Origin of the sequence: Streptosporangium sp. NPDC051023 (assembly GCF_040689595.1) — a bacterium.
Taxonomy (GTDB): domain Bacteria; phylum Actinomycetota; class Actinomycetes; order Streptosporangiales; family Streptosporangiaceae; genus Streptosporangium.
On record NZ_JBFBCE010000112.1, the window covers coordinates 17,227 to 29,350 of the forward strand.

General features: G+C 70.6%; 11 protein-coding genes. 5 read left to right on the forward strand and 6 right to left on the reverse strand.

Going from position 1 to position 12,124, the window contains the following annotated elements; translation table 11 throughout:
- The first annotated feature begins 55 nt into the window (after nucleotides 1–55).
- On the forward strand, nucleotides 56–604 hold the full coding sequence (locus tag AB0395_RS42620; protein WP_366292270.1) for an RNA polymerase sigma factor: 549 nt from the start codon (nucleotides 56–58) through the stop codon (nucleotides 602–604).
- 5 nt (nucleotides 605–609) lie between these two features.
- Here the strand turns inward: AB0395_RS42620 and grpE are convergent, their stop codons facing one another.
- The 4 genes from grpE to AB0395_RS42640 all read right to left on the reverse strand — a co-directional run bounded on the left by grpE (nucleotide 610) and on the right by AB0395_RS42640 (nucleotide 4,526).
- A complete protein-coding gene (gene grpE / locus AB0395_RS42625; protein ID WP_366292273.1) occupies nucleotides 610–1,596 on the reverse strand; it encodes a nucleotide exchange factor GrpE in 987 nt (328 codons plus the stop codon).
- Nucleotides 1,597–1,695: 99 nt separating this feature from the next.
- Complete coding sequence (locus tag AB0395_RS42630) at nucleotides 1,696–1,944, reverse strand: hypothetical protein (RefSeq protein WP_366292276.1); 249 nt, start codon at nucleotides 1,942–1,944, stop codon at nucleotides 1,696–1,698.
- 182 nt (nucleotides 1,945–2,126) lie between these two features.
- Entirely contained in the window at nucleotides 2,127–3,887 is a 1,761-nt protein-coding gene (locus AB0395_RS42635) for a glycoside hydrolase family 15 protein (protein ID WP_366292278.1), read from the reverse strand.
- 33 nt (nucleotides 3,888–3,920) lie between these two features.
- Entirely contained in the window at nucleotides 3,921–4,526 is a 606-nt protein-coding gene (locus AB0395_RS42640) for a hypothetical protein (RefSeq protein WP_366292281.1), read from the reverse strand.
- A 65-nt stretch (nucleotides 4,527–4,591) separates the two neighbouring features.
- Here AB0395_RS42640 and AB0395_RS42645 point away from each other — a divergent pair, with 65 nt between their 5' ends.
- A complete protein-coding gene (locus tag AB0395_RS42645; RefSeq protein ID WP_366292298.1) occupies nucleotides 4,592–6,034 on the forward strand; it encodes a PLP-dependent aminotransferase family protein in 1,443 nt (480 codons plus the stop codon).
- 70 nt (nucleotides 6,035–6,104) lie between these two features.
- Here the strand turns inward: AB0395_RS42645 and AB0395_RS42650 are convergent, their stop codons facing one another.
- Together AB0395_RS42650 and AB0395_RS42655 are read right to left on the reverse strand one after the other, a co-directional pair.
- The gene (locus AB0395_RS42650) at nucleotides 6,105–6,716 is read right to left on the reverse strand and encodes a TRIC cation channel family protein (protein WP_366292284.1); all 612 of its coding nucleotides are present in this window, start codon (nucleotides 6,714–6,716) and stop codon (nucleotides 6,105–6,107) included.
- Nucleotides 6,717–6,754: 38 nt separating this feature from the next.
- Complete coding sequence (locus tag AB0395_RS42655) at nucleotides 6,755–8,257, reverse strand: peptide MFS transporter (RefSeq protein WP_366292287.1); 1,503 nt, start codon at nucleotides 8,255–8,257, stop codon at nucleotides 6,755–6,757.
- A gap of 182 nt (nucleotides 8,258–8,439) precedes the next feature.
- On the opposite strand from AB0395_RS42655, the gene AB0395_RS42660 reads away from it, so the two are divergent.
- The 3 genes from AB0395_RS42660 to AB0395_RS42670 all read left to right on the forward strand — a co-directional run bounded on the left by AB0395_RS42660 (nucleotide 8,440) and on the right by AB0395_RS42670 (nucleotide 11,973).
- On the forward strand, nucleotides 8,440–10,275 hold the full coding sequence (locus AB0395_RS42660; protein WP_366292289.1) for an AMP-binding protein: 1,836 nt from the start codon (nucleotides 8,440–8,442) through the stop codon (nucleotides 10,273–10,275).
- Between the two features lie 87 nt (nucleotides 10,276–10,362).
- Nucleotides 10,363–11,319 carry a hypothetical protein gene (locus AB0395_RS42665; RefSeq protein WP_366292292.1) on the forward strand — a complete coding sequence of 319 codons (957 nt, stop codon included), beginning with the start codon at nucleotides 10,363–10,365 and terminating at the stop codon, nucleotides 11,317–11,319.
- Nucleotides 11,320–11,481: 162 nt separating this feature from the next.
- Nucleotides 11,482–11,973, forward strand: a complete 492-nt coding sequence (locus AB0395_RS42670; protein WP_366292295.1) for a hypothetical protein — start codon at nucleotides 11,482–11,484, stop codon at nucleotides 11,971–11,973.
- Nucleotides 11,974–12,124 lie beyond the last annotated feature (151 nt).

A 12,124-nucleotide genomic window follows, 5' to 3' on the forward strand; every position in this document is an offset into this window, starting at 1 on the left:
GATCGTGGGACGTGATGTCATTGGCTGATTTTTCCCCCCGGAGGATGGGTGGCCGATGACAAGCGTGTCGCTGAGCGGTGCGGTAGAGGACGAGAGCCTTCTCGTCGCCGCGGCGCAGGCGGGTGACGAGATCGCCTTCGCCGAGCTGTGGTCGGCGGCGCGACGCCAGGCGTTCGGCGTCTGCTACCACCTGACCGGGAACCGGGCGGACGCGCTCGACGCGTTGCAGGACACCCAGCTTGCCGCCTGGCGAGGCCTGGCGGCCTTTCAGGGCAAGGCGCCCTTCAGGGCCTGGGTCCTGGTCATCGCGCGTAACGCCTCCCACTCGGTGATCCGGCGCCGCCCTCCCCTCGGAACCCTTATGGCCGAGATCGAGGAGGAGCTTGTGGTCGCCGATCCCTTCGAGGACTCGGTTGCCCGGCTGACCGACCTGCGCAGGGCGCTGGCCACGCTGCCCGCCTCCCAGCGAGAGGCGTTGTTGCTGTGGGCGGGAGGGCTCACCTACGAGCAGGTCGCCCTCTCTCTCGAGGTGCCGCTGAACACGGTGAGAGCCTGGATCCACCGGGCCAGGAGGCGCCTGCAGACCGGGCTCGCCGACGGCTGAGCATCTCACCGCACCGTCCCGCCCCCGGGTGTCTCGTGACGGTAGACGGCGACCTGCGGCACACGGATCACCCGGCCGCCGTCCGCGTACCCTCGTTTGACGGTCTCCGCCACGAGGTCGTGCAGTTCCGGCCGCTCGGTCGGCTCGGTGCCGAAGGCCTCGTGCAGGCGCGGGTCGAAGCGCTGCCCGTCCGCGATGATCTCCTGGACCCCGGCCAGGTTCAGGCCCTCCATGAGCCTGTCGGCGAGGCGGGGGTGGCGTTCTGAGATCTGGTCCCGGTAGCCGATGCAGGCGTCGACCAGGGCCGCCCTACCCGGATGCCCCCCGGAGAAGAGGCGCTCGACCTGCTGGGTGAGCGCCTGGCTGATCCCGCTGCTCGCGACCTCTATCAGGGCGTCGGCCAGCGGGTCGGGTGCGGGAGTGGCCTGCCCTCCCCCCGCGTGCGCCGGTGCTCCCGGCGGGGGCGCGGCGGGCGGCCCTGAGGACACCTGCCACCGGGGCTGCGCGCCGGGCGCGGCGTGCGCCGTGCCGGAGGTCACGGGTGGCGCACCGGGCGGTGACGCCGGTGAAGCGGCGGCCTGCCCCGGAGCGGGGCCGGAGGGGCCCGCGGGAGCGGGCGATCCGGGAACCCCCTGCCACACACCGGCTGCGGGGCCCGTCTGCCCCGCCCGGCGGTTCCGCGACCACATGTAGATTCCCCCCGCGGCGGCCACAGCGACCCCCGCGGCCAGCGCGACCACCAGCGAGACCGGTACCGGGAACGGCAGCGGGCCTGGTCCGCCCGGCGTCCCCGCCTCGCCGGGCGCGATCCCCTGCCCCTTCCGCAGGGGCCGGACGGCGTCCCCCTCGCTGGTTCCGGCCCTGCCGGGTTCCGATGACGTGGCGATGGTCTCCGCCTTCCGGCCGTTCCCTCCCCCTAGCAGGCCGCAGCCGGTCAGCGCGACGCCGACCAGGAGCAGCAGCAGAGGCAGGAGCACACGTCGGTCGTTCATCGGTTGTCTTCCTCGTCTGTTGCCCGTGTGATCCGAGACCGGGTTCCCCCCTGGTGAGATCACACGTGAGATCACACGGGCTCAAGCCGGCGCGTGCGGTCAGGAGGTCGGGAAGGGGCCCTGGGTCTGGGTGTAGTCGGAGACCCCGTCGCCGTCGATGTCGACCCGCGCCTCGTCGATGTAGCCGTCGCCGTCGTTGTCGAGGTAGACGACGTCGGTCACCCCGTCGCCGTCGGTGTCGTAGCGCTCCTCGTTGGCGTAGCCGTCGCCGTCGGTGTCGATCAGCTGGGCGTCGGTGTCGCCGTCGCCGTCGTAGTCGACCAGGTCGGAGGTGCTGAAGTCGCTCATGGTTCGTTCCTTTCGGGTGATGTTCAACAGGTGAGAGTGGCCTCGACCACGATTAGTTGCACCCGAAGGGGAAAATTTTTTCATGACTTTTCCGGCCTTCCGGACCTGTTCCATCTGCGGGGCCGCCGGAGCCACAGGAGCCGCAGGTGGCGGGCGGTGGTGGGCGATGGCGGGCCGGCTCGTCAGCCCAGCGCGCGGGCCGTGTGGATCAGCGGGACGTGGCTGAAGGCCTGCGGGAAGTTGCCGACCAGGCGGCCGTAGCGCGGGTCGTACTCCTCGGCGAGAAGGCCGACGTCGTTGCGCAGCGACAGCAGGCGTTCGAACAGCTCGACGGCCTCCTCCTTGCGCCCGATCATCGCCAGTGCCTCGGCCATCCAGAAGCTGCACGCCAGGAAGGCACCCTCGCCCCCCGGCAGGCCGTCCACGTCGTTGACCTCGTCCACCGGGTAGCGCAGCACGAAGCCGTCGACCATCAGCTCGCGCTGGATCGCCTCGACGGTGCCGACGACCCGGGGATCCTCGGGCGGCAGGAAGTCGACCATCGGGATCAGCAGCAGCGAGGCGTCCAGCTCGGCGGAGCCGTACGACTGGGTGAAGGTGCCGCGCCCGGCGTCGAAGGCCTTGTGGCAGACCTCGGCGTGGATCCGCTCGCGCAGCTCCCGCCAGCGCTCAACCGGGCCCGTCCTGCCGAACTGCTCGACCTGCTTGATGGCGCGGTCCAGGGCGACCCAGCACATCACCTTGGAGTGGGTGAAGTGCCTGCGCGGCCCCCTGACCTCCCACAGGCCCTCGTCGGGCTCGTCCCAGTGGGTCTCCACGTATCCGATCAGCTCGCGCTGGATGGTCCAGGCCCGGTGGTCCGGCTCCATGCCCGAGGCACGTGACAGGTACAGGGAGTTCATCACCTCCCCGTACACGTCGAGCTGGAGCTGGGTGACCGCGTCGTTGCCGATCCTGACGGGACGGGAGCCCTCGTATCCGGGCAGCCAGGACAGTTCCAGCTCGGTCAGCCTGCGCTCGCCGGTCACGCTGTACATGATCTGCAGGTCCTGCGCGCGGCCCGCGATGGCGCGCAGCAGCCACGCCCGCCAGGAACGCGCCTCGTCCAGGTACCCGGCGCCGATGAGCGCCTCGAGCGTCATGGTGGCGTCGCGCAGCCAGCAGTAGCGGTAGTCCCAGTTGCGGACCCCGCCGAGGTCCTCGGGCAGCGAGGTGGTCGGGGCGGCGACGATGCCGCCGGTGGGGGCGTAGGTGAGCGCCTTGAGTGTGATGAGCGAGCGGACCACGGCGTCGCGCCACGGGCCCTGGTAGGTGCACTGCGCGACCCACTCCTCCCACAGCGACTCGGTCTCCGCCAGCTGCTCGAAGGGGTCGATCTCAACGGGCCTGGTCTCGTGGGAGGGGTGCCAGGTGAAGACGAAGGCCAGCCGGTCGCCCTCGGCGACGCGGAACCTCGCTTTATGGGCGTAGTCGCCGCCCTGCAGCGGGACGGGGGAGTGCAGCCACACCGAGTCGGGGCCGCCGACGGCCTGCAGCAGGCCGTCGGTGCGGCGCACCCAGGGCACGATCCGGCCGTAGTCGAAGCGGATGCGGATCTCGGTGGCCATCTCGACCGTGCCGGACACGCCCTCGACGATCCTGACCAGGTCGGGGTTGACGTGCCTCGTCGGCATGAAGTCCGTGACGCGGACGGTGCCGCCCTGGGTGTCCCACTCGCTCTCCAGCACCAGGGACTCGCCCTTGTATCCCCGTCTGGTCGCGTCCGGGCGCTGGGCGTCCGCGGGACCGAGCCACCACTGTCCGTGGTGTTTGTCGCCGAGCAGCGCCGCGAAGCACGCGGGTGAGTCGAACTGGGGCAGGCAGAGCCAGTCGATGGAGCCGTTGCGGCCGACCAGGGCCGCCGACTGCATGTCGCCTATGAGTGCGTAGTCCTCGATCCGCATGTGCTCGACGCTAACGCCTCCGCGGCGCCTGGATCAGCCCTTGGGGCGCATCAGGGGCATGAAGAACTGGGTGAGCGGTCCGATCGCCAGGGCGTAGACCACGGTGCCGAGCCCCACGGTCCCGCCGAGCAGCCAGCCCGCGGCCAGCACCGTGATCTCGATGGCCGTCTTGGCCAGGCGGATGGACAGTCCCAGGCGGTTCAGGCCGGTCATCAGGCCGTCGCGCGGGCCTGGGCCGAGGCCAGCGCCGATGTAGAGGGCGGTGGCCGCGCCGGTGGTGACGACGCCGAGCAGCAGGTAGGCCCAGCGGGCGGCCAGCGGTTCGGGGGTCGGGACGAGCCAGATGGCGGCGTCGGCGAAGAGCCCAAGGAACACGACGTTGCTGATCGTGCCGACGCCAGGGCGCTGCCTGAGCGGGATCCACAGCAGCATGACCAGGGCGCCGACCAGGATGGTCCAGACGCCGATCGACAGGCCCATGTGGACGGCCAACCCCTGGTGGAACACATCCCACGGGCTGCCGCCGATGTGGGACTCGATCTGCAGGGCCACGCCCACCCCATAGAGGGCCAGACCGGAGTACAGGCGCAGGAGACGGCCAGGGAACGATCCCAGGGTGGGAAGAGAAAGCTCGCTCATAGTGGCCCAATCATTCAGGCCATTGTGTCCGACCAAAAGGGCCAATCACGAAAAATGGCCTTATGATGGTTGGTGTGGACCGGTATCTGAGTGGCACCCAGCTCGCCCGCCTCGTCGCGATCGACCCGGAGGCCAAGCCGTACTACAGGGTGCTCGCCGAGACCGTGCGCTCACTGATCCTCGACGGGCGGCTGCCCGTGCGGGTGCGGCTCCCCGCAGAGCGGCATCTCGCGGAGGCGCTGGGCGTCAGCCGCACGACCGTGACCTCCGCCTACGACCGGCTCCGCGAGCGGGGATACCTGGAGAGCAGGCAGGGCGCGGGAAGCTGGACGGCGCTGCCGGACGCCGGCTCGCTGGGCGCGGAGAACCCCTGGATCGCCGCGGAGGACGACGGGCTGCTGCCGCTGCACAGCGCCGTCCCCCTGGCGGCCAGGGCGCTTCCCGCGGCGCTCGCCTCCGCGGGCGAGCACTACCCGCGCTACGCCCTCGGCGCAGGCTACTCCCCGATCGGAATCGCGCCGCTGCGCCAGGCGGTCGCCGCCCGCTACACCGCGCGCGGGCTGGCCACCAGACCCGAGCAGATCCTGGTCACCGCGGGCGCCCAGCACGCGCTGCACCTGCTGGCCACGGCTCTGCTGTCACCGGGTGACCCGATGCTCATCGAGTCGCCGACCTACCCGCACATGATCGACGTGGCCAGGATGCGCGGCGCCAGGATCGTCCCGGTCGGCATTCCCGACGACGGCTGGCACCTGGACCTCCTCACCTGCGCGATGCGCCAGTCGGCCGCCCGTCTCGCCTACGTCATCCCCGACTTTCAGAACCCGACGGGGCACCTGATGGACGACGCCACCCGCGCCGGGCTGGTGAGCGCGGCCAGGAAGTGCGACACCACGCTGATCGTGGACGAGACCTGGAGTGAGCTGGCCATCGACGAGGTGCCCAGGATCGCGCCGCTGGCCGCGTTCGACACCGACGGCAGGGTGATCAGCGTCGGGTCGGCCTCCAAACTGTGGTGGGGGGGCTTGCGCATCGGCTGGATCCGCGCGAGCGCGGCCATGGTCCGCCGCCTGGCCGCGCTCCGCGCCGCCGTGGACATCGCCAGTCCCCTGTTCGAGCAGCTGGTCGTGACCAGGCTGTTCGAGGACATCGAGGAGACCAGGGCCGAGCGCCGCCGTACCCTCGCCGCCTCAAGGGCCGCCCTGGTGGCCGCGCTGGCCGAGCACATGCCCGACTGGGAGTTCACCGTGCCCCGGGGCGGGGGGGCACTGTGGGTGCGGCTGCCCGAGCCCTCGGGCAGCACGCTGGCGGACGCGGCGGCCTGCCACGGCGTACGGCTCGCACCCGGCACCTGGTTCGGCGTCGACGGAACGCTCGAGGGCAGGTTGCGCCTGCCCTTCACCCAGCCCCCGCAGGTCCTCACCGAGGCGGTCGGCCGCATCGCCAAGGCCAGGGTCAGGGGGCCGTACGGCACCCGCCCGGCCCTGCCGCTCACCCCGGCCCTGTGAAGGCGCCCCGTCCCGGAGAACGCAGGCCCCTCCCACCCCGAGGCGACGCGCAGGGAACGCGGGCCCCGCCCTATTCTGAGGCGACGCCCCTGGCCAGCGGGGCGCGCCAGCGCAGCCGCATGGCGGCGATGCGCAGCCCGAAGGCGAACACGGCCGCGGCCAGCGTGGCGGGCCAGCCGTGCAGGTCGAAGGTGTAGAGCGTGGCCATCACCGCAGAGCCGAGCGTCGCGGGCACCGCGTAGAGCTGGCGGTCGTACAGCAGGCTGGGGATCTGCCCGGACAGGACGTCACGCAGCACGCCGCCGCCCACCCCCGTGGTGACCCCGAGCAGCGTCGCGTGCAGCGGGCTGAGGCCGTAGTTCATCGCCTTCTCCGTGCCGACCACGCAGAACAGGCCGAGGCCCGCCGCGTCGAGCACGTTGACCGCGGGCATCACCCGCTCCACGTGTGGATGCCAGAAGAACACGATCGCCGTCGCGGCCACCGGAACGAGCACGTACCCCGTGCTGGAGAAGGCGGCGGGCCGTACGTTGAGGATCAGGTCGCGCAGGATCCCGCCGCCCAGCGCGGTCATCTCCGCCAGTACGGCCATGCCGACCACGTCCAGCCGCTTGCGGACGCCGACCAGGGCCCCGGAGAGCGCGAAGACGAAGATTCCGACGAGGTCGAGCAGCTGGTTCACCAATAAATCATCCCATGACCCGCTCTATGCGTTTTCCACTACGTCGGTGACGTCCCGTCGGCCACGTGGTCGTGCTCCCGCATCAGGGTGCGCAGCCGCGGGACGAACAGGAACAGCAGCACGCCCGCGACCACGGCGATCGCGGCCAGGACGAGGAAGTACGTCGGCTCGGACATGTAGTTCTTCAGCCTGCCGGTCTGCCCGCCGACCGCGTCGCCGACCGAGACGGCGATGAACCAGACACCGAGCATCTGGCCCTTGAACGCCTGGGGGGCGAGCTTGGTGGTGACCGACAGGCCGACCGGGCTCAGCGCCAGCTCGCCGAAGACCTGCACGAGGTAGACCAGCACGAGCCACCACACCGAGACCTTTCCGCTTCCGGCGAGGCTCGCGGCCAGGGCCATGATCACGAAGCTCAGCCCGATCATGAGCAGCGCGAAGGCGAACTTCTGCGGGGCGGTCACCCGGTTGCCCAGCCTGACCCACAGGGCCGCGAAGACCGGCACGAAGAGCATGATGAACAGCGGGTTGAACGACTGCGTCGCCGCCGCGGTGATCCGGACGCCGAACAGCGACAGGTCGGTGTGGTCCTGGGCGAAGAACAGCAGCACGGTCGGGGCCAGGTCGTAGATCATCCAGAAGATGGCGGCGGCGATGAACAGCCAGATGTAGGCGCGCATCCCGGCGCGCTCCTCCGGGGTCAGGTTGTGGCTGCCGAGCAGGATGTAGCCGAAGTAGGCCACCGGGACGATCACGATCACCACCGTCACCGCCAGGGCGAAAGCGTCGAGGGTGAGGGTGCCCGAGGCCGCCCAGAGCACCAGGGCGACGGCGATCACGACGACCGAGGCGAGCGAGACGAGGCCGAAGTGCCTGCGCTCACCGGGGGTCAGCCGGTGTCCCGGCTCGTCGCCGACGTTCCTGAGGTGGGAACGGCCCAGCACGTACTGGACCAGGCCCAGGGCCATGCCGACCGCCGCCGCCCCGAAGCCCAGGTGCCACCGGTCGCCGTCGGCGAGCCAGCCGACCACGATGGGGGCGATGAAGGCGCCGAGGTTGATGCCGAGGTAGAAGATGGAGAAGCCCGCGTCCCTGCGCGCGTCCGCGTCCTCGGGATAGAGTTTGCCGACCATCGCGGAGATGTTCGGCTTCAGCAGTCCCGTCCCGGCGATGATGAGCAGCAGGCCCAGGGCGACGAGGACATTGGTCTTCGCGGGCACCGCCATGCTGATGTGCCCGAGCATGATGACGAAGCCGCCCCACAGCACCGCCCTGCGGGCGCCGAGGATCCGGTCGGCGACCCAGCCGCCGGGCAGGGCGACCAGGTAGATCAGGGCGCCGTAGACGCCGACGATCGCCTGGGCGGTGCCCTTGCTCAGCCCCAGGCCGCCGATGGCGGGGGAGGCGGCCAGGAAGGTGGCCAGGATGGCGCGCAGGCCGTACCAGCTGAAACGCTCCCACATCTCGGTACCGAACAGTGTGGCGAGGCCGCGCGGATGTCCGAAGAAGGTCTTCCCGTGAGCCCGTGTCCCCGATGTCATGTCGCCTCCCGGCGTCGCGATGTGATCGCACTGTAACTCTACGTGTTTTCTCCGGTCGGGTCGGGCCGGAGGGGCGCGTACCGCGGCGCTTCTTCTCGTCGAAGGTCTTGTTCCCCGGTATCCCGTGTGATGCGATGCATGCCTCTCACTCAGGCAAGTGAGCCCTTTCGGGAGGCGCGTCCATGGCCGGTGTCCTTGAAGAGCGTGCGGCGATCGAGCGGGAGATCGCGGGCCGTACCGTCTGCGCCCAGCTGAGGGAGGCGGCCGAGCTCAACGCCGACGCGCCCGCGTACTCCGACCCGGTCGAGGGGGGCTGGGAGACCCTGACCTACGCCGAGGCCAGGCGGCGGGTCCTGGAGATCGCCGCGGGGTTCGCGGCCCTCGGGCTGCGGCGCGGCGAGGCGGTCGCGCTGATGATGGTCAACCGCAGCGAACACGTCCTGGCCGACCTGGGCGCGGTGCACGCGGGCGGTGTCTCGTGCTCGGTCTACTCCACCTTCGCCCCCGAGCAGGTCGCCTTCGTCGCGAACGACGTCGGTGCGAGGATCGCGGTGCTGGGCGGCCCTGAGGACCTGGCCAGGTGGGAGCCGGTCCTCGGCGATCTGCCCGGGCTCCGGAAGATCGTCATGCTGGAGGGGGCCCCGCCCGGCGACCGTTTCGTCGGCTGGGACGACTTCCTGGCCCTGGGCCGCGAGCGGTTCGCCGGGGGCCCCGGGGCGGTCGAGGCCCGCTGGCGCGAGGTGAGCGCGGACGACGTCCTGACGGTGCTCTACACCTCCGGCACGACCGGCAACCCCAAGGGCGTGCCGCTGACCCACGCCAACGTGTTCTTCGAGGTGGTGGGCACCGACCGGATGGCCAAGGTGCCCGAGCGGGGGACCCAGATCTCCTATCTCACCTACGCGCACATCGCCGAGCGCGTGCTCAGCCTCTACCTGCCGCTTTTCAAGATCTCCCACACCTACTTCTGCACCGACCTCGCCCAGCTCGGCGCGGTTCTCGGCCAGGTCAGGCCGGTGCTGTTCTTCGGTGTCCCGCGAGTCTGGGAGAAGATGATGGCCAGGCTGCAGGCGCTGCTGGCCACCCAGCCGCAGGAGCAGCAGGAGCAGGTGCGCCAGGCCATGGCGGCGGGCCTGGCCTACGCCGAGGCCTGCCAGTACGGGCGGACGCCCTCACCCGGGATCCGCGAGGCCTACGAGCGGGCCGACGCCGCGCTGTTGTCGGTCATCCGCTCACTTGTCGGCCTGGACAACGCGGGCTGGCTGGCCACCGCCGCCGCGCCGATGCCGCTGGAGGTCCAGCGCTTCTTCGCCGGTCTCGGTCTGCGCGTGCTCGACGTGTACGGCATGACGGAGACGACGGGCGCCTTCACCGCGAACGCCCCCGACCGCTTCAAGCTCGGCACCGTCGGGCAGGCGGCGCCCGGTGTCGAGATCCGCATCGCGGAGGACGGGGAGATCGTCACCCGCAGTCCGGCGAACACCCGCGGCTACCTCAACCGCCCTGAGGCGACCGCCGAGCTGCTGGACGAGGACGGCTGGCTGCACACCGGCGACGTCGGGACCCTCGACAAGGACGGCTTCGTCAGCATCGTCGACCGTAAGAAGGAGCTCATCATCACCTCGGGCGGTGAGAACATCTCCCCGGCCAACATCGAGAGCCACCTCAAGGAGCATCCCCTTATCGGCCAGGCCCTCGCGTACGGCGACGGCAGGCCGTACCCGGTGGCGATCCTCACCCTCGACGGCGAGGTCGCCCCCGGCTGGGCACGGGGCAGGGGCATCGAGTTCACCACCCTGGCCGGGCTCGCCGAGCATCCGGAGGTCCTCAAGGAGGTCGAGGGCGCGGTCGCCGCGGCCAACGAGAGGCTCGCCCGCGTCCAGCAGGTCAAGCGCTGGCGGCTGCTGCCGGTGGAGTGGACGCCGGAGACCCAGGAGCTCACGCCCAGCTTGAAGCTCAAGCGCCGTGTCATTCACACCAGGTACGCGGAGGTCATCGACGGCATGTACCCGATCTGACCGCGGGCGCGGGCGGAGGGCCCTTTGCCCAATCGGGCGCGTGTCCGCTCCTCAGCCATTACCGCGCTGTTCCTAGCGTCCTGGTTCATGAGAGTGCTTATCGCGTTGCTGGTGGTGGTGGCCGCAGCCCTGCCCGCGCCCGCCGAGGCGGAGCCGGGGGAGGGGCCGGTGATCCGCTCGGTGACCCTGACCCCCGAGGACCCCGTCGTCGGGCCGGTCGGGGTGGTGCGGTTGGTGATCGAGGTGGTCGCCAAGGGGGTCGCTGGGCCGGACGGGGTGACCATCGAGGTCGAGCCGGGCGGGTCTCCCGGGACCGGCGGCGAGCAGGCCCCCGCCCCGCTCCCCGCTCCCGTCCCGCAACCCCTTCCCGATCAGATCCCCACTCCTCTTCCCACTCAGGTCCCCACCCCTCCTCCCGGTCAGGTTCCCCCTCCTCTTCCCGGTCAGACCCCCGTGAGCGGCGAGCCATCAGGACCGCAGGGGCAGGGCTCCGGCATCGTCTCGCCGACCGGCGCGCCGGTCTCGGCGGGAGTGGCGGGAGTGGCGGGCAGGCGGATGGCGCGGGCCTTCGCGCCCGAGGGCGCGCGGCGCTCCGGGCGGGGATGGGAGACCTGGAGGTTCCTGCCCGACAAGGAGCTGACCCGCTGGTACCCCGCGGGACGCTGGACCGTCACCGTGACCGCCAGGGGCTCGGGCGGCGCCGTGGCCACCGAGCGCGCCGTTTTCAGGCTGCGGCGGGAGACCAGGTTCAGCGCGGTTCAGGCGGTCGCGGGAGACGCGGGTGTGCGGGTCCGAGGTGTCCTGAACCGGGTCGATCCGCAGGGATACCTGGACTACGCCCCGTTTCCCGGTCAGCCCGTCGACATCCTGCACCGGCGGGCGCGCGGCGACGCCTGGGAGAGCGTGGCCTCCGCGACCACGGACGCGCAGGGCCGCTTCATCCGGAATGTCGCCGGAGCGGAGGCCGGGGAGTGGCGGATCTGGTTCGCCGGGACGGGGCACTACGCCGCCAGGCGGAGCATCATCCACCCGACAACCCCATAAGCCCACTTTAGGGTGCTAAATAGGACAAACCTCTGCATTTGTTGTCAAATTGAAATCGAGTAATTCCACTTTGCTGGCAACTTTTCCTTATGTTGAAGCGTCTTTGACGGTAGGCGCGTTCCGTCATGGGACGCGTTTTTCAACGGGGAAGGAAGTTCGCATATGTTGCGACGCATCGCCACCGTACTGGCAGCGGCGACGCTGAGCGTCTCCGCGCTCGCGGTCGCCGCACCGGCACAGGCCGCGTCGGCCAAGGTCGCGAATCAGACCTACACCGAGACCCGCATCGCGGGTTTCCACGCTGACCCCAACCCGGCCCGCAAGTTCCAGCGCATCTCGCTGAGCGGCCAGCTCCAGGTTGGCGAGGACTGCAACCCGCACGAGCGCGGTACCGGCTTCGCGACCCGTCACAACCCGTGCGGTGACAGCAGGACGCAGTGGGCCGGCTCGGCGGGCTGGCAGAAGATCGTGGTGCTGTTCCGCGCCGGTGACAGGAGCAAGTGGGAATTCGTCGACACGATCCAGACCGGTCGTGACGGGCGCTTCTCCACGGAGGTTCCGGTGTACACCTCCGGCACCTGGCGGGTCGTCTTCGAAGGGGCCAGGGGCCTGGCGCCCTCCGAGGACAGTGACTGGGTCAAGGTCTTCCGCTGACCCGGCCGCCGTGGGGAACCCGGTGAGATCCAGGACCGCCCCCCCCCACAAAACGGGGGGGCGGGGCGCACAATTACCCCACAAACCCCCGGGACGCCACATCCACCCACCCCCTGATGGGCACACCACACCGCCAGCACCGCGCCCCCCA